General features: G+C 64.3%; 19 protein-coding genes. 14 read left to right on the top strand and 5 right to left on the bottom strand.

Annotation, left to right across the window (positions count from 1 at the left end):
* Window positions 1-5 precede the first annotated feature (5 nt).
* Window positions 6-1,478 carry an AAA family ATPase gene (locus NMQ16_RS10500; protein WP_257080536.1) on the bottom strand — a complete coding sequence of 491 codons (1,473 nt, stop codon included), beginning with the start codon at window positions 1,476-1,478 and terminating at the stop codon, window positions 6-8.
* Between the two features lies 1 nt (window position 1,479).
* Entirely contained in the window at window positions 1,480-2,931 is a 1,452-nt protein-coding gene (locus NMQ16_RS10495; RefSeq protein ID WP_257080534.1) for a sigma-54 dependent transcriptional regulator, read from the bottom strand.
* 104 nt (window positions 2,932-3,035) lie between these two features.
* Here NMQ16_RS10495 and NMQ16_RS10490 point away from each other — a divergent pair, with 104 nt between their 5' ends.
* The 13 genes from NMQ16_RS10490 (at window position 3,036) to NMQ16_RS10430 (ending at window position 13,155) form a co-directional block, all read left to right on the top strand.
* On the top strand, window positions 3,036-3,857 hold the full coding sequence (locus NMQ16_RS10490; RefSeq protein ID WP_257080532.1) for an ABC transporter ATP-binding protein: 822 nt from the start codon (window positions 3,036-3,038) through the stop codon (window positions 3,855-3,857).
* Complete coding sequence (gene mlaE, locus NMQ16_RS10485) at window positions 3,854-4,642, top strand: lipid asymmetry maintenance ABC transporter permease subunit MlaE (protein ID WP_069039422.1); 789 nt, start codon at window positions 3,854-3,856, stop codon at window positions 4,640-4,642. The genes NMQ16_RS10490 and mlaE overlap by 4 nt, the downstream gene beginning before the upstream one ends.
* Window positions 4,639-5,115, top strand: coding sequence for an outer membrane lipid asymmetry maintenance protein MlaD (gene mlaD / locus NMQ16_RS10480; RefSeq protein WP_257080528.1), 477 nt, complete (start codon window positions 4,639-4,641; stop codon window positions 5,113-5,115). Before mlaE ends, mlaD begins: the two co-directional genes overlap by 4 nt.
* Window positions 5,116-5,147: 32 nt before the next feature.
* Window positions 5,148-6,011, top strand: a complete 864-nt coding sequence (locus tag NMQ16_RS10475; protein ID WP_257080526.1) for a VacJ family lipoprotein — start codon at window positions 5,148-5,150, stop codon at window positions 6,009-6,011.
* A gap of 89 nt (window positions 6,012-6,100) precedes the next feature.
* Complete coding sequence (locus tag NMQ16_RS10470; RefSeq protein WP_257080524.1) at window positions 6,101-6,721, top strand: phospholipid-binding protein MlaC; 621 nt, start codon at window positions 6,101-6,103, stop codon at window positions 6,719-6,721.
* Complete coding sequence (locus tag NMQ16_RS10465; protein WP_257080522.1) at window positions 6,718-7,014, top strand: lipid asymmetry maintenance protein MlaB; 297 nt, start codon at window positions 6,718-6,720, stop codon at window positions 7,012-7,014. Before NMQ16_RS10470 ends, NMQ16_RS10465 begins: the two co-directional genes overlap by 4 nt.
* A gap of 48 nt (window positions 7,015-7,062) precedes the next feature.
* Window positions 7,063-7,977: an ABC transporter ATP-binding protein gene (locus NMQ16_RS10460; RefSeq protein WP_257080521.1), complete on the top strand. Its 915-nt coding sequence runs from the start codon at window positions 7,063-7,065 to the stop codon at window positions 7,975-7,977.
* Complete coding sequence (locus NMQ16_RS10455; protein ID WP_257080519.1) at window positions 7,974-8,732, top strand: ABC transporter permease; 759 nt, start codon at window positions 7,974-7,976, stop codon at window positions 8,730-8,732. The genes NMQ16_RS10460 and NMQ16_RS10455 overlap by 4 nt, the downstream gene beginning before the upstream one ends.
* A 1-nt stretch (window position 8,733) precedes the next feature.
* A complete protein-coding gene (locus tag NMQ16_RS10450) occupies window positions 8,734-8,967 on the top strand; it encodes a BolA family protein (RefSeq protein ID WP_257080517.1) in 234 nt (77 codons plus the stop codon).
* A 7-nt stretch (window positions 8,968-8,974) separates the two neighbouring features.
* Window positions 8,975-10,237, top strand: a complete 1,263-nt coding sequence (murA, locus tag NMQ16_RS10445; protein WP_257080515.1) for a UDP-N-acetylglucosamine 1-carboxyvinyltransferase — start codon at window positions 8,975-8,977, stop codon at window positions 10,235-10,237.
* Between the two features lie 64 nt (window positions 10,238-10,301).
* The gene (hisG, locus tag NMQ16_RS10440; protein WP_257080513.1) at window positions 10,302-10,943 is read left to right on the top strand and encodes an ATP phosphoribosyltransferase; all 642 of its coding nucleotides are present in this window, start codon (window positions 10,302-10,304) and stop codon (window positions 10,941-10,943) included.
* A complete protein-coding gene (gene hisD / locus NMQ16_RS10435; RefSeq protein WP_257080511.1) occupies window positions 10,940-12,244 on the top strand; it encodes a histidinol dehydrogenase in 1,305 nt (434 codons plus the stop codon). Before hisG ends, hisD begins: the two co-directional genes overlap by 4 nt.
* Window positions 12,245-12,345: 101 nt before the next feature.
* On the top strand, window positions 12,346-13,155 hold the full coding sequence (locus tag NMQ16_RS10430) for a DUF2189 domain-containing protein (RefSeq protein ID WP_257080510.1): 810 nt from the start codon (window positions 12,346-12,348) through the stop codon (window positions 13,153-13,155).
* Between the two features lie 24 nt (window positions 13,156-13,179).
* On the opposite strand, the gene NMQ16_RS10425 is transcribed toward NMQ16_RS10430, so the two are convergent.
* The 3 genes from NMQ16_RS10425 to NMQ16_RS10415 all read right to left on the bottom strand — a co-directional run bounded on the left by NMQ16_RS10425 (window position 13,180) and on the right by NMQ16_RS10415 (window position 15,851).
* The gene (locus tag NMQ16_RS10425) at window positions 13,180-13,908 is read right to left on the bottom strand and encodes a hypothetical protein (protein ID WP_257080509.1); all 729 of its coding nucleotides are present in this window, start codon (window positions 13,906-13,908) and stop codon (window positions 13,180-13,182) included.
* Between the two features lie 180 nt (window positions 13,909-14,088).
* Entirely contained in the window at window positions 14,089-14,706 is a 618-nt protein-coding gene (locus tag NMQ16_RS10420; RefSeq protein ID WP_257080508.1) for a hypothetical protein, read from the bottom strand.
* Window positions 14,707-14,774: 68 nt separating this feature from the next.
* Window positions 14,775-15,851 (bottom strand): histidinol-phosphate transaminase, encoded by a 1,077-nt coding sequence (locus NMQ16_RS10415; RefSeq protein ID WP_257080507.1) that lies wholly within the window; start codon window positions 15,849-15,851, stop codon window positions 14,775-14,777.
* Window positions 15,852-16,001: 150 nt separating this feature from the next.
* Here NMQ16_RS10415 and hisB point away from each other — a divergent pair, with 150 nt between their 5' ends.
* Window positions 16,002-16,589: an imidazoleglycerol-phosphate dehydratase HisB gene (gene hisB, locus NMQ16_RS10410; protein ID WP_257080505.1), complete on the top strand. Its 588-nt coding sequence runs from the start codon at window positions 16,002-16,004 to the stop codon at window positions 16,587-16,589.
* Window positions 16,590-16,620 lie beyond the last annotated feature (31 nt).

Genomic DNA, 16,620 nt, shown 5'->3' with positions numbered 1-16,620 from the left:
CATTTTCAGGGCTGGCGCAGGCTTCGCACTGGCCGCGCAATCGGCCGCGCGGTGGCGATCCAGTCGGGCAGCGTGGCGAGCGCCTGCTGGGCGGCGCGCTGATCCGGGAAGTCGCCGTAGATCACCGCCAGCTTCGTACCGCCCGCAGTGTCTGCGCGATAGGCCCGCAACTGCTGTGCGTCGAGCGTACGCCGGGCGCGCCGGACATAGCGCTCGACCTGTTCGCCCTGGGCGACCGGGGCCGACATCAGCTGGATGAACCAGCGGTCGTCGGGCGCCGAGGTTGTCCATGATTTGCTCGATGCCAGCAGCGACATCAGGTCGTCGGGAGGTGCGGCGAGCTCCGAAGCCGGTTCCGGTGCAGCGTCGGGCGGGGCTGAAGCGATGGCGTCCGGTAGCGCGGCAACCTGCGGGACGGAAGGTTCGTCCGCCGGGGCTGCCGGTGGGGCCTGTTCAGGCGCCGGAGCGGCAGCGGGCGGCGGCTCCGGCGCACGGCCGGCCGGGGCGACGGCCGTCGTGCCACTGGCGGTCGCTGCCGCGGGGGCTGTTTCGGGGGGCACTCGGTCGATGCTGTGCCCGAGCAGAAAACCGGCGGCCAGCAGCACGACGGATGCCGCGACCGCCAGCGCCAGCCGTGTCGGCGTGACGCCGCCCGGTGCCGGCACGCGCAGTTCGGTGTCGGCGAACGCACGCGTGGCGTCGGCTGCCGTGACGCCGTGCGCGCCGCGCGCAAACGCCGCCAGCAGCGCCTTGTCGGCCAGGATGTTGATGCGTCGTGTCAGGCCGCCCGAATCACGCGCGATGCGTGTCACCGAGGCGGCGTCGAACACGTTCGGTCCGCGATAGCCGGCGGCGCGCATGCGGAAATCTATGTAGGTGCCGACATCGTCCGGCTGCAGCGGGTCGAGCCGGAAATGCTGGGTGATGCGGTCCTTCAGTTGCCGCATGTCGGTGCGCGCCAGCAGGTCGTCCAGCTCCGGCTGGCCGAACAGCGCGATCTTGATCAGCTTGTGGCGTTCGGATTCGAGGTTGGACAGCAAGCGGATCTGTTCCAGTGTTTCCGCCGGCATCGCATGCGCCTCGTCGATCAGCAGCACGATCTGGCGGCCGGCGGCGAATTCGGCCACCAGCGCCTCCTGCACCGCGCGCAGCAGCCGGTGCGCGCTGCCATCGCTGCCGGTGGCGGGCGCGCAGCCCAGCTCGTCGGCCAGCACGGCGAGCAGTTCGCCGCGGTTCATCAGCGGGTCGGCGAGATAGATGGCGCGCAGATGGGCGGGAAGGTGATCGATCAGCACCCGCGCCAGCATGGTCTTGCCGGTGCCGACTTCGCCGCTGACCTTGACCAGACCCTCTTCGCGTCCGAGCGCGTAGACCAGCGCGTCGAGCAGTGCCCGGCGGTTCGCGCCACCGAAGAAGAAATCGGCATGCGGGGTGATGCGGAACGGCGATTCGCGCAGGCCGAAGTGTTCGAGGTACATGTCAGTCGCCGCGTCCCGCGTCGGCATCCGGCGCGTCCATGCGGTGGTAAAGCGTCGTGCGCGCGATGCCCAGCAGACGTGCCGCCGCACTCACGTTGCCGCGCGCCAGTCGCATGGCAGCGTCTATATATGCGCTTTCCCATTCGCGCAGGCGAGCGTCGAGCCGGAAGCCGCCGGCGCGCAGCTCGTCGAGTGCAACCTCCGACAGCTCGCGCGCCGGTGCGTCGTGCAGCGCCGGCGCGGCCGGTGTGTTGCCGGCCGGGTCGAATTCCGCCTGCAGATCGGCCAGATCGACTTCGCGACCGGGATACTTGGTCGACAGCCGGATGACGATATTGCGCAGTTCGCGCACATTGCCGGGAAAGCCGTAAGCCAGCCAGGCCGCACGTGCATTGGCTGACAGCGAAAACGGCAGTCGTTCGAGCTGGGCGCAGAACTGCCCGCGAAAGTGCTCGAGCAGCTGCAGCCGGTCGCTGCCCATGTCGCGCAGCGCCGGCAAGGTGATCGTGAATACGCTCAGCCGGTGATACAGATCCGACCGGAAGCGCCCGGCGCGGACTTCCTCGCTCAGATCGCGATTGGTGGCCGCGATGATGCGTGCGCTTGAACGGCGCAACTGCGTTTCGCCGACCCGCTGGTACTCACCGTTCTCGAGCACGCGCAGCAGCTTGGCCTGAAGGTCGAGCGGCAGTTCGCCGATTTCATCGAGGAACAGGCTACCCGACGCGGCCTCCTCGAAATAGCCGGCACGTGCCGTCTGCGCACCGGTGAACGCGCCGCGCGCATGGCCGAACAGCGTAGGCTCGACCAGACTGGGTGAAATGGCGGCGCAGTTGAGCGCCAGAAAGGGCTGGCCGCCACGTGTCGTGCCGGCGTGCAGGCAGTTGGCGACAATGTCCTTGCCGGTGCCCGATTCGCCTTCCACCAGCACCGGATAGGGCAGGTCTGCGTACTGCACGATCTGTGCGCGCAGTCGGATCACCGGTTCGCTGTCGCCGATCAGAGCCGGCAGGGCGGGAGGTGGCGGGCTGCAGGTTTCCGCCAGCTGGCGCAGCAGCGCATGCAGCGCCGCTGGCTGCGCAGGTTTGGACACGAACTCCGTGGCGCCAAGGGCCCGCGCATGGCGAGCGAGGCCTTCCTCCCCCTGACCGGACAGCACCACGATGCGGGTGTCCGGCGCGTGGGCCAGCAGGTCGGCGATCAGTGCGTAGCCTTCATCCGGCCGATGCGGGTACGGCGGCAGACCAAGATCGATCAGCGCAAGTTTCGGCGCCGCCGGCTGTTCGCGCAGCCACGCGATGGCCGCACCGCGAGAGGCGCGGCTGGTGACGAGAAAATCCGCCTCGAGCAGGAAGCTGAGTGAATCGGCAATCAGCGGATCGTCGTCGACAATCAGCAGTCCGGGCCGCGGCGCTTCGGTTTTCGTCGGGCGGGCAGCATTCGCGAAGGTCATGGCCGATGATAGCGCACGGCGGTGAAGCATCCGGAAGCGTCGCTGCGGCCTGAGGAGCGCCTCTGCTACAATCGCGCTCCCTGTCACCCGCATACCCTGTTCACGTGTCACTGTCCCCTCCGGCCGAAGACATTCTGGTCGACTTGAAGAACGTCGACTTCGCCTACGACACGCGGCCCATCCTTTCCGGCATCAATCTGCGCATTCCGCGCGGCAAACTGGTCGCCATCATGGGCGGCAGCGGCTGCGGGAAGACGACATTGCTGCGCCTGATCGGCGGTCAGCTCAAACCGACGGCGGGCCACCTGACGGTGGACGGGCAGGAGCTTGCGCGGCTGTCGCGCCGCGAAATGTATGCCGCGCGGCGGCGCATGGGCATGCTGTTCCAGTTCGGCGCGCTGTTTACCGATCTGAACGTGTTCGACAACGTGGCCTTTCCGTTGCGCGAACACACCGACCTTCCGTCCGACATGATCCGCGATCTGGTCATGACCAAACTGCACGCAGTCGGGCTGCGCGGTGCTTGGAAGCTGATGCCGGCCGAACTGTCCGGCGGGATGGCGCGTCGCGTCGCACTGGCCCGTGCCGTGGCGCTCGACCCGATGCTCATCATGTACGACGAGCCGTTCGCCGGGCTTGATCCGATTTCCCTTGCCGTGGTCGGCCAGTTGATCCGCCGGCTCAATGACGCGCTTGGTGCGAGTTCGATCATGGTGACGCACGACGTGCACGAATCTCTCGAAATCGTCGATTACCTGTATTTCCTGTCGGCCGGCAAGGTGGTGGCCGAAGGCACGCCGGACGAGATCCGTGCCTCGACCGATCCGTTCGTGCATCAATTCGTCAACGCGGAGATCGACGGGCCGCTGCCGTTCCATTTTCCGGGTGACGATTACCGGACAACCCTGATGGAGACGTACGCATGATCGCCCGGGTGCTTCGCTCGATGGGGGCGCGCACGCTCGACGGTCTCTGGCGGCTTGGCTTCGCCAGCCGCTTCTTCGTTGCGGTACTGATGCGCTCGGGCACAGCGTTTTCGCGCTTCTCGCTGACCATTCGCGAGGTATTTTCGACCGGTGTACTGTCGCTGATCATCATCATGGTGTCCGGCTTCTTCGTCGGTCTGGTGCTCGGTCTGCAGGGGTACGAAACGCTGCAGCGCTACGGCTCTAGCGAGGCGCTGGGCATTCTGGTGGCGCTGTCGCTGGTGCGCGAACTGGGGCCGGTGGTTGCCGGGCTGCTGTTCGCCAGCCGCGCAGGTTCGGCGCTGACAGCCGAAATCGGCCTGATGAAGACGACCGAGCAGCTCAAGGCGATGGACATGATGGCGGTAGACCCGATCGCACGGGTCGTGGCACCGCGCTTCTGGGGCGGCGTCATTTCGATGCCGCTGCTCGCGGCGCTATTTTCGATGATGGGCGTGTTCGGCGCCTGGTTCATCGGTGTCGTGTTCATCGGTGTCGATGACGGGGCCTTCTGGTCGCAGATGCAGGCATCGGTCGATTTCCGCTACGACATCGTGAACGGCATCATCAAAAGCGTGGTGTTCGGCTTTGCGGTGTCGCTGATCGCGGTTTTCGAAGGTTACGATTCGGCCCCGACCGCCGAGGGCGTGTCGCGCGCAATCACGCGAACTGTTGTCAATTCGGCGCTCACCATTCTGGCGCTGGACTTTGTGCTTACATCCTTCATGTTCAGGGGTAACGGATGAACCGTACTGTGCTCGACCTGTGGGTCGGTGTGTTCGTGGCGATCGGCGTGGCCGCAGTGTTGTTTCTGGCACTAAAGGTCGGCAACCTTGCGTCCGCTAACATAGGCGAGACATACAGGCTGCAAGCCAACTTTGATAACATCGGTGGCCTGAAACCGCGCGCACCCGTAAAAAGTGCGGGCGTCGTGGTCGGTCGGGTGACGGAAATCACTTTCGACCCCACTCTTTATGTCGCGGTGGTCAGGATGGATGTCGATAAGCGGTATGTTTTCCCGCGTGACACGTTTGCGACCATCCTGACGTCAGGATTGCTCGGCGAGCAGTACATCGGTTTTGAAGTCGGCGGCGATTCGGAAATGCTTGCCGCCGGCGCAACGATAACGAAGACGCAGTCTGCGGTAGTGCTTGAAAAGCTGATCAGTCAGTTCATGTTCAACAAGGCTGCCGAGAGCCCGCAGGCTCCCGAGCAGTGATGTGCATAGTGCATAGCCGGGAAGCTCGCCAGATGACCGATACAAAAAAGCAGACATCGAATATACGTCCGGTGCTCGTTGCAGCCATTGCTGCAACGCTGATGACCGGTTGCGCAACCTCGGGCAATCCTAAGGATCCGATCGAAGGGTTCAACCGCGCGGTCTTCTCGTTCAACGAAACGGTCGACAAGGCGCTCATCAAGCCCGTTGCGCAGGGTTATGACTACATCACGCCGACGCCTGTCCAGACCGGTGTGTCGAATTTCTTCGGCAACATCGCGGATCTGTGGATCGGTTTCAACAACCTGATCCAGGGCAAGCCGGGCGAAGCACTGTCCGATGTCGGACGCGTGGTCATCAACACGACCATCGGCATCGTCGGGTTGTTCGACGTGGCCACCGGCATGGGGCTCGAAAAGCACGAGGAAGATTTCGGCCAGACGCTCGGCCGTTGGGGTGTGGGCGATGGCGCGTATGTCGTGCTGCCGATCATCGGACCGCGCACGCTGCGTGATACCGGCGGCTTCCTGGTCGACGTCTGGATCGATCCGGTTGCCAACCACGATCCCGTCTCGGTCCGCAATTCCGCCCTTGCGCTGCGTGCCATCGATATGCGCGCCGATTTCCTGAAGGCGGAAAGCGCGATCGAAGCCGCCGCGCTCGACAAGTACGCTTACGTGCGCGATGCCTACCTGCAGCGTCGCCGCAGCCTGATCTATGACGGAAACGCACCGCGTGAAAGCCCGTTCGCACAGCTTGCGCCGAGCGAAAACCTGATGAACATGTTACCGATTGAAGCAACTTGGCGCTTCATGCTTGTCGGCACACCTGCCACCATGGGCGTTGATGTCATGAATTCGCAGCGGTCGACGGAGCTCGCCGTAGCGTCGAACTGACCGTTTCAGCGCCCCGGCCAGTCTGGCGGGGCGGTGTGGTCATGACGGCCTGTCGCATGGCGACAGGCCTTTTTCATCTGGGAGAACTCATGTTCAAACGCATATTTCAACTGTTTCTGCTGACTTTCGCCCTGAGCGCCGGGGCGCAGGCGAACGTCGCGAAAACGCCCGATACGCTCGTAAAGGAAGTGACCGAAGAGGTGTTGAACACCCTGCGGACCGATGCGGCCATCAAGGCGGGCGACAAGAAGCGCGCAGCAGAACTGGTGGAAACCCAGGTGATCCCTCACTTCAATTTTTCGCGCATGACGCAGCTGGCCATGGGGCGCGAGTGGACGAATGCGTCGGACGAACAGAAGGGGCAGCTGATCACCGAGTTTCGCACGCTGCTGGTTCGCACGTACTCGAATGCCTTGACCAGTTACAAGAACGAGACGGTCGAATTCGATCCGTTCCGCATGGCGCCCGAGCAGACCGACGTGACCGTCAAGACCAAGGTCGTTCGCGCAGGCGGTCGGCCGATCCCGATCGACTATGCGCTCGAGAAGAACGGCGAAGGCTGGAAGGTGTATGACGTGAGCGTCGCTGGCGTCAGCCTGGTGACCAATTATCGCGAAACCTTTGCCGCCGAAATTCGTGCCGGCGGCGTCGACGGTCTGGTGAAGTCCCTGCGCTTGAAGAATTCCCCGCCGGCAGCCGCTGCAAAATGATCGCTCTGGATGGAGATGTGCTGCGGGTGACTGGCGCGATGCGTCTGGCCGAGGCGGTCGGTTTGCGCGACGCCGGTCTCGCATTGATCGGATCGGCCAGATCGATCGATCTGTCCGGAGTGAGCGAAGTGGATTCGGCTGCCATCGCCGTGCTGCTTGCCTGGGAACGTGCGTCGTCGGGTTCGGCTGGTCCGCTGCCGGTCGTCGGTGCCCCCGAAGGACTGCTCAGCCTGTCCAATCTGTACGAAGTGTCGTCGTTCTGCGGACTTGACGCCGCGTCCTCCGCACGCTGATCGCCGTCTTTCCCGGCACCGCTGCGGTGCGCGTCCCGAAGCATGTCCATGTCTGATCCGTCTGCCGCCTTGCTGATCGATGGCGTCTGCAAGCGATATGGCTCGCTTCAGGCGCTCGATCATGTATCTCTGACCGTTCGGCAAGGCGAATTCTTCGGCCTGCTCGGACCGAACGGTGCCGGCAAGACCACGCTGATCTCCCTGCTCGCCGGACTCGGCCGCGCCGATTCCGGCGTGATACGGGTGATGGGGCACGACGTGGTTGACGACTATCGCGATGCGCGGCGCAACCTGGGTGTGGTGCCGCAGGAACTGGTGTTCGATCCCTTCTTCACGGTGCGCGAAACGCTGCGCATCCAGTCCGGCTACTTCGGCTTGCGCCGCAACGATGACTGGATAGACGAAATCCTGCATCACCTCGACCTCCATACGAAGGCTGACGTGAACATGCGAGCGCTGTCCGGCGGCATGAAGCGACGGGTGCTGGTCGCGCAGGCGCTGGTGCACCGACCGCCGGTCATCGTGCTGGACGAACCGACCGCCGGTGTCGATGTCGAGCTGCGCCAGGGCCTGTGGGCCTTTGTGCGCGATCTGAACCGACAGGGCCACACCATCGTGCTGACCACCCACTATCTGGAAGAAGCGGAAAGCCTGTGCGGTCGCATCGCCATGCTGAAGCAGGGGCGCGTCATTGCACTCGACAATACGGCCGATCTGCTGGCGCGGCCCATCCAGCAGATGCTGCGCCTTCGCCTGCGCGGCGACGTTGCGCTGCCTGCCGATCTGCACGCCGTGGCGCGAGCAACGGCCGACGGACGTGTCGTGCTAGCGCTCGAAAACGCCGACGCGGTCAGCGCCTGCCTCGCCCGGCTGCATGCGGCCGGCGTCGGACTTGAAGAGATCGAACTGGTCCGTCCGGATCTTGAAGACGTGTTCATTTCCATCATGCAGGAGGCCGCGTGAGCATTGCGCTGCGTACCCTTCTATACAAAGAGGTGCTGCGCTTCTGGAAGGTCGGCTTCCAGACCGTCGGCGCACCGGTACTGACCGCGTTGCTCTACCTGCTTGTGTTTTCGCACGTGCTCGACCGTCAGGTCGAAGTGTATGGTGGCGTGAGCTACACGGCTTTCCTGGTGCCAGGTCTGGTGATGATGAGCCTGCTTCAGAACGCGTTCTCCAACAGTTCCTCGTCGCTGATCCAGTCGAAGGTGACCGGCAACATCGTGTTCGTGCTGCTGCCGCCGATTTCGTATCGCGAGTTCTACGCCGCCTACGTGCTGGCGGCGGTCATCCGCGGGCTGGTGGTCGGCGCCGGCGTCTGGCTGGTGACGCTGTGGTTCGTCGAATTGCCCTATGCGCATCCGCTGTGGATATTGTTCTTCGCGACACTGGGCGGCGCCATCCTGGCCAGTCTCGGCGTCATTGCAGGCATCTGGGCCGACAAGTTCGACCAGCTTGCCGCGTTCCAGAATTTCGTCGTGATGCCGCTCACCTTCCTGTCCGGTGTGTTCTACTCCATCCACTCGCTGCCGGCGTTCTGGCAGACGGTGTCGCACGTCAATCCGTTCTTCTACATGATCGATGGTTTCCGTTACGGCTTCTTCGGCCAGTCGGATGTTTCGCCGTGGATCAGTGCCCTCGTCGCAGGCGGCAGTTTCGTGGCGTTGACCTATGCCACTTTGAACATGCTGGCCCGCGGCTACAAATTGAGAAGTTGATATGGTTACTCCGCAAAGCATTGAATCCTCCATCACAGCCGGCATCGCCTGTGACCACTGTCAGGTGTCCGGTGACGGCCAGCACTTCGAGGCGGTCATCGTGTCCGCGGCCTTCGACGGTCTGACCCGCATCCGCCGTCACCAGCTCGTCTACGCCGCGCTGGGCGATCGCATGCGCGAGGAAATCCATGCGCTGTCGATGAAGACGCTGACGCCGGCCGAGTGGAAGGCCTGATCGCACGATGGACAAGCTGTTGATCGAAGGTGGTCATCGCCTGCAGGGCGAGGCCGAGATGTCGGGTGCCAAGAATGCAGCGCTGCCCATCCTGTGCGCAGCGCTGCTGACACGTGAGCCACTGACGCTGACCAATGTGCCGCAGCTCAACGACATCGGCACCATGCTCAAGTTGCTGGCGCAGATGGGCGTAGCCGTGCAGCGCGACGGCTCGGTCGTCACGCTGGATGCGTCCGGGCTGGACAATCCGCTGGCGCCGTACGAAATGGTGAAAACCATGCGCGCCTCCATCCTCGTGCTCGGTCCGCTGGTGGCCCGCTGCGGCGAGGCGAAGGTGTCTCTGCCCGGCGGCTGCGCGATCGGTGCGCGACCGGTCGATCAGCACATCAAGGGTCTGACGGCGATGGGTGCCGACATCGCGGTGGAACACGGCTATGTCGTCGCGCGCACGTCGCGCCTGCGTGGCGCGCGGCTATTCACCGACATGGTGACCGTGACCGGCACCGAAAACCTGATGATGGCCGCCGTGCTCGCCGATGGCGAAACGGTGATCGAGAACGCCGCCCGCGAGCCGGAAGTCGTCGATCTGGCGAACTGTCTGGTCGCCATGGGCGCGCGCATATCAGGCGCCGGCAGCGACGTGATCCGCATTCAGGGCGTCGAGCGGCTGCACGGCGCGACACATCGCATCATGCCGGACCGCATTGAAACCGGTACCTATCTGTGCGCAGCGGCGGCCACCGGCGGCGAAATCCGCCTGACCGGCACGTCGGCCGCCTACCTCGATGCGGTGGTCGACAAGCTGATGGATGCCGGCTGCGACATCCGCACCGAAAAGTCGCCGTCGTTCGAAGCCATCGTACTGCGGGCGCCGCGACGGCTGAAGGCGGTGTCGATCCGTACGGCGCCCTATCCGGCCTTTCCGACGGACATGCAGGCGCAGTTCATGGCGATCAATGCGCTGGCCGAAGGCACGTCCATCATCCGCGAAACGATTTTCGAGAATCGCTTCATGCATGCGGTCGAACTGGCCCGGCTGGGCGCGGACATCCGCATCGATGGCAACACCGCGGTGGTCCAGGGCGTGGCGCAGCTCGATGGGGCGACCGTCATGGCCACCGATCTGCGCGCGTCGGCCGGACTGATCATCGCCGGTCTCGTGGCGCGTGGTGAAACCGTGATCGAACGCATCTATCATCTGGATCGCGGCTACGAGCGCATCGAACAGAAACTGGCCGCGCTCGGCGCCACCGTCAGGCGCCTGTCCTGACCTGCCATCGACGTTCCCGCGGCCGACTCAGCCGCCGCCGATCCAACCGCTAACGAGGCACACCGTGGAAGGCATCACCCTCGCCCTGTCCAAGGGTCGCATTTTCGAAGAAACGCTGCCGCTGCTTGCGGCGGCCGGCATCGAACCGACCGACGATCCCGAGACGTCGCGAAAGCTCATCATCGGAACCAACCGGCCGGATGTGCGCCTGGTCATCGTGCGCGCGTCCGACACACCGACCTATGTGCAGTACGGCGCGGCGGACATCGGCATTGCCGGCAAGGATGTGCTGCTGGAACACGGCGGCGCCGGCCTTTACCAGCCGATCGACCTGAAGATTGCGTGCTGCCGCCTGAGTGTGGCGACGCAGGCCGGTTTCGACTACGAGCAGGCAGTGCGCCGCGGTGCGCGCCTCAAGGTGGCGACCAAGTATGTGCACACGGCGCGCGAACATTTCGCGGCCAAGGGCGTCCACGTCGACCTGATCAAGCTGTACGGATCGATGGAACTGGCGCCGCTGGTCGGACTGGCTGACGCCATCGTCGATCTGGTCAGCAGTGGCGGTACGCTGCGCGCGAACAATCTGGTCGAGGTCGAACACATCATGGACATCAGCTCCCGGCTCATCATCAATCAGGCTTCACTGAAAGTGAAGCACGATGCGCTGTCGCCGATACTCGAAGCGATCGCCGGGGCGGTGCAATGAGTACCGCCATCCGACGCATGGATTCCGGCGCGCCGGATTTCATCGAACAGCTCGATGCGCTGCTCGCCTTCGATGCGTCGACCGACGACGCCATCGAAGCGGCGGTAGCCGGCATCCTGCGCGATGTGCGTGCGCGCGGCGACGAGGCCGTGCTCGAGTGCACCCGCCGCTTCGACCGCCTCAACGCGGCGTCGATGGTCGAACTCGAGCTGCCGCGCAGCGTGCTCGACGAGGCCTATGCCAGTCTGGGCGACGAGCAGCGTGCGGCATTGGTCGAAGCCGCCGACCGCGTGCGCCTGTATCACGAGCGCCAGAAGCAGGCATCGTGGGAATACACCGAAGCGGACGGCACCACGCTGGGCCAGAAGGTGACGCCGCTTGATCGCGTCGGGCTGTATGTGCCCGGCGGCCGCGCGTCCTACCCGAGTTCGGTGCTGATGAACGCCGTGCCGGCCAAGGTCGCGGGCGTATCGGAATTGATCATGGTCGTGCCAACCCCGGGTGGCGAGCGCAATGCACTGGTGCTTGCAGCCGCTGCCATCACCGGCGTCGACCGCGTGTTCACGATCGGTGGCGCCCAGGCGGTCGGCGCGCTTGCCTACGGCACGCAGAGCATTCCGCAGGTGGACAAGATCGTCGGCCCGGGCAATGCGTATGTGGCCAGCGCCAAACGCCGGGTGTTCGGCACGGTCGGCATCGACATGGTGGCCGGCCCGTCCGAGGTGCTGATCATTTCCGATGGCCACGGCAATCCGGACTGGGTCGCGATGGACCTGTTCGCCCAGGCTGAGCATGACGAGCTTGCCCAGTCCATCCTGCTGTGCACCGACGCTGCCTTCATCGACCGAGTACATGCATCGATCGACCGTCTGCTGCCTGACATGCCGCGACGCGACACCATCACCACGTCCCTTGCCAACCGGGGAGCGCTGATCAAGGTGCGCGACCTCGGCGAGGCGTGTGACATCGCCAACCGGATCGCGCCGGAGCACCTCGAAATCTGCACCGAAACGCCGCGCGACTGGGTAGACCGCATCCGTCACGCGGGTGCCATGTTCCTCGGACACTACTCGGTCGAGGCGCTGGGCGACTACTGCGCGGGCCCGAACCACGTGCTGCCGACGATGCGCAGTGCGCGCTTCTCGAGCCCGCTCGGGGTGTATGACTTCCAGAAGCGCACGTCCATCCTCGAAATTTCCGCTGAAGGCGCGCAGAAACTCGGCCGCATTGCGTCGGTGCTCGCGCATGGCGAAGGTCTGCAGGCGCACGCACGTTCGGCTGAAATGCGTCTGAAGGACTGATTCCCCCGGCTGCGACGACTCGGCGTACAGTGGCGCCGGGTCACGCGCCGGCAGGGTGGTCGGCGCACATCAATGCAGTGATGCGGATGAGGGGTGTACGCATGCAGCCATCGGAACTGCCGACCGGAGAAAGTCCGGCCCGGGGTGATGCACAGGGGCTTCCGTTTCCGGTCGTCCGTGAAGTGACACTGTTCGCGCCGTTCGACTGGCTTGCCAAGGGTGCTGCGGATCTGGCCGGCAATCCGGCCGCCAGCATTTTCTACGGCGGCTGTTTCGCCTTCATGGGCGTGCTGCTGTCGGTCGTGTTCAGTCACGCCTATCACCTCACCTCGGCGCTGGTCTGCGGCTTCCTGCTGCTGGGCCCTTTTCTTTCGCTCGGCCTGTACGACCTGTCGCGCCGGCGCGAAGCCGGTGAAACACCCATGCTGGCGCACTCGCTCACCGCAGGTCAGCACAATGCCGGGGCAATCGGCGTGTTCGCCGTCGTGCTGATCATCATCTTTCTCGTGTGGGCGCGCGCGTCGCTGGTCGTGTTCGCGCTGTTCTATACCTCTGAAATGCCGTCCGCCAGCCGGTTTGTCGAACAGGTGGTCAGTCTGGAGAACGTCGAATTCCTGCTGGCCTACGCAGTGGTCGGCTTCATCTTTGCGTCACTCGTGTTCGGCGCCAGCGTGGTCGCCATTCCATTGATGCTGGACCGGCGGCAGGACGCGGTCACTTCGATGCTGGCGAGCCTGATCGCGCTCGGTCGCAACCCCGGCCCGATGCTGGTGTGGGCCGTGCTGATCGTGTTGCTGACCGTGGCCGGCTTCACGACCCTGTTCCTCGGCCTGATCGTGCTGATGCCGCTGATCGGGCACGCAACGTGGCATGCCTACAGGGCGCTGGTCGAACCCCTGCCAGCGCCCTGAGCTTTACCGCCTGGTGCCGGCGGGTTATCGACGCAGGCGCGCGGCCACCAGCGCAAGGCCTGCCAACATCATCCAGCCCCCCGACACTTCCGGCACCGGAGACACCGAAATCGAAAACGCCGCGAGGCCGGGTTGTGCAGCGGACTGGTCACCATCCGTGAAGCCGGTCCAGTTCGATGAGGCGTTGACCAGCAGCCGATAAGTTGCGAAATCTGCTTCCCCGCTGCGCGGCCCGGTGTATTCGGCGAAGTCGGTGCTGGCCGTCAGAATGACGGCATTGACGCCGTCCTGCAGCCCGGCGGCAGAGAGCGCGTTCGTGGCGGCGGCGCCTGCTTCGGATGACACCGCGGCGAGGAAGGTGGTCGGGCTGTTGGCGGCCGTGCCCAGGTAGGCGTACACGGTTTCGGCGGTGCTGCTCAACGCACGGCTGCCTGACGAGGTCAGCGCGCCGATCGACACCGCGCGGCTGGCCTGATCGATCTGGCTGAAGCGGATCACGCTGCCCGCGGCGATCGATGCCGCGCCGGTGTTCCAGGTGTGAAAGCCTTCGGCGCTCGAAAATGCGGCGCCGCCCCAGTTGCTGTCGGTGAAGTAGATCGTGCTGTCCGCCGCCAGGTCGGCCAGGGCCACGACGGTCCAGCCGTCTTCATCGGTATTCAGTGCGGTGAACGCAATGTCACCGTTACTCAGTGCGAACGTGTGCTGCGCCGACAGGCACAGCGAGATAGCCAGAAGCTTGCGTGCTGACAACATGGGACTCTCCTTGGGAAATGTGATGAACCGCCTCGTTGAAGGCGGATTTCTTCGGGTGTGTCCCTGGCAGCCGTTCAAATGCCGCTTTTTGAATTATCTATTGTGCATACACCCGACCCAAGAGTATTCCATTTGGGTGAGATGATCAAACGCCACGGATTGGGGTAGCGCAGGGAAAAGTCAGCGTAAGGTCATGCCGGTCCAGCCATCCTTGCGCAGGCAGTCGTACAGGCCGCGAGTGACCGTCTTGGCGACCGGATCGGGTTCGTGGCCGGCACCGAGTGAAGACAGGCAGGCTGCCTGTGAAGTCATCAGCGCCGAGCCGTCGGCGCCGGCTTTGGCCCACATGGCAATGGTGATGCGCGACAGCGGATCTTTCGGCACGGCAGGTTTGGCGGCCACTGCGGCAGCCGGTCGGGCTGCGCCGGCCTTCTTTTCTGCCGGTGCAACGCCGGAAGGGGCTGCCACAGCCGGCTTCGAACCCGTGGCTGCGCTTGCAGAACCGGAAGAAGCCGCCGCTGCGGCTACCGGCGCTGCGCTCTCTTCCTCGGCATCGGCCGCGTCCTCATCCACGGGCGCAAAACCGAGTTGCGACAGTTCTTCCATCGACCGCGTCCACCATCCTTTTTCGTCCATGCACCGGGAGAAGGCGCTGCGCTCCGAAGTGGTGCTCTTGCATTCGGCTTCGGCGCGACGGAAGTCCTCACCGCCAGCACCTTGCTTGAACGAAATGCCCGTGCAGCCGGCGAGCGCGGCGATCAGGGCGGACTGAAGCAGGGTACGGGTGAAGCGATGCATGACTGAACGACCTGAGGATGTGGACCCGAATGCACTAGCAAGAAGCGCTCCGCAGTTGCGGAATCGGGTCAGGAAACCTGCATGATGTCGCGCAGCGCGGCGATCAGCGATGCACAACACGCATCGGTGCCGATCGTGATGCGCAGAAACTGGTCGATGCGTGCTGCCTTGAAGTGACGCACCAGGATGCGCCGCTCGCGCAGTGCCAGTGCCAGCGCGGCGGCGTCGTGCGCCGGATGGCGGACGAACAGGAAGTTGGCGGCAGACGGCAGTACTTCGAAGCCCAACTCAGCCAGATCTGCGCGCAGCACTTCCCGGCTGGCGATGACGCGCCGGCGCGTCTGCTCGAACCATTCGACATCCTCGATCGAGGCCGTGGCGCCAACGAGGGCCAGGCGGTCGAGCGGGTAGGAGTTGAAACTGTCCTTCACCCGCGTCAGCGCTTCGATCAAGGCCGGGTGACCCACGGCGAAACCCACGCGCAGACCGGCCAGCGAACGCGACTTCGACAGCGTCTGCGTGACCAGCAGATTGGTGTGGCGATCGATCAGCACCACCGCCGATTCGCCGCCGAAATCGATGTAGGCCTCATCGATGATTACCGGGCAATCGGGCAATGCATCGGCGAGCCGGTCGATGTCGTCCAGCGGCAGCAGGCAGCCGGTCGGGGCGTTCGGATTCGGAAAGATCACCGCGCCAGGCCGGCGCGCGATCAGATCGTCGACGCGGATCGCGAACTGCGCGTCCAGCGGCACGCGCTCGAAGGCGATGCCGTACAACTGGCAGTAGACCGGGTAGAAGCTGTAGGTGATGTCCGGAAAAACCAGCGGCCGGTCGTGATTCAGCAGACCGATGAAGGTGTGCGCCAGCACTTCGTCGGAACTGTTGCCGACGAAGACCTGATCCGGCCCGATACCGAAGCGTACGGCGATCGCTTCGCGCAGCAACTGACCCGTCGGTTCCGGGTACAGCTTCAGCCGGTCGCCGTCGAAGCCCAGTTCGGCCTGTATGGCCGCCACGGCGCGCGGGCTCGGCGGGTAGGGGCACTCGTTGGTATTGAGCTTGATCAGGCCTTCGATCTTCGGTTGCTCGCCCGGTGTGTAGGGCGACAGGGTGCTGACGACGGGGCTCCAGAACTGGCTCATGATGATCGAGGCGGTGACTTGTTGAAACGGAGAACGGGCAGCCAGCGCGACTGGCGCCGCAAATGACCCTGCGCGAGTCGATGTTATCATTCGCAACTTGCGATTCCGGCGCTGCGCCGGAGCGATTTTCCGACAGCGATCCGACCATTCATGCGGCAAGCAGACATCACGCGCAACACGCTCGAAACCCAGATCAGCGTGCGCATCAATCTCGATGGCAGCGGCCAGGGCAAGCTCGATACTGGCATCCCCTTCCTTGACCACATGCTCGACCAGATCGTTCGCCACGGCTTGATCGATCTGGAAGTCATTGCGAAGGGTGATCTGGAAATCGATGCCCACCACACGGTGGAGGATGTCGGCATCTCGCTGGGTCAGGCCTACGCCAAGGCGGTTGGCGACAAGAAGGGGCTGCGCCGCTACGGCCACGCCTATGTACCGCTCGACGAAGCGATGTCGCGCGTCGTCGTTGACCTGTCCGGCCGTCCGGGCCTCGTCTACAACGTCGACTACACGCGTGCGCGCATCGGTGATTTCGACGTCGACCTGGTGCGCGAGTTCTTCCAGGGCTTCGTCAATCACGCGCTCGTCACACTGCACATCGACAATCTGCGCGGAATCAATGCCCACCATCAGTGCGAAACAGTGTTCAAGGCCTTTGCCAGAGCCTTGCGTGCGGCCAGCGAGCGCGATGATCGCGCCTCCGGCCAGATGCCGTCGACAAAGGGCTCGCTCTGAGCGTTCGCCTGATTTCGCGCCCCACTCTTAC

Source organism: Methyloversatilis sp. XJ19-49 (assembly GCF_024580145.1).
In the GTDB taxonomy this organism is placed as follows: domain Bacteria; phylum Pseudomonadota; class Gammaproteobacteria; order Burkholderiales; family Rhodocyclaceae; genus Methyloversatilis.
The sequence above is the reverse complement of the archived record's forward strand: the minus strand, read 5'-3'. Positions and strand labels throughout refer to the sequence as shown.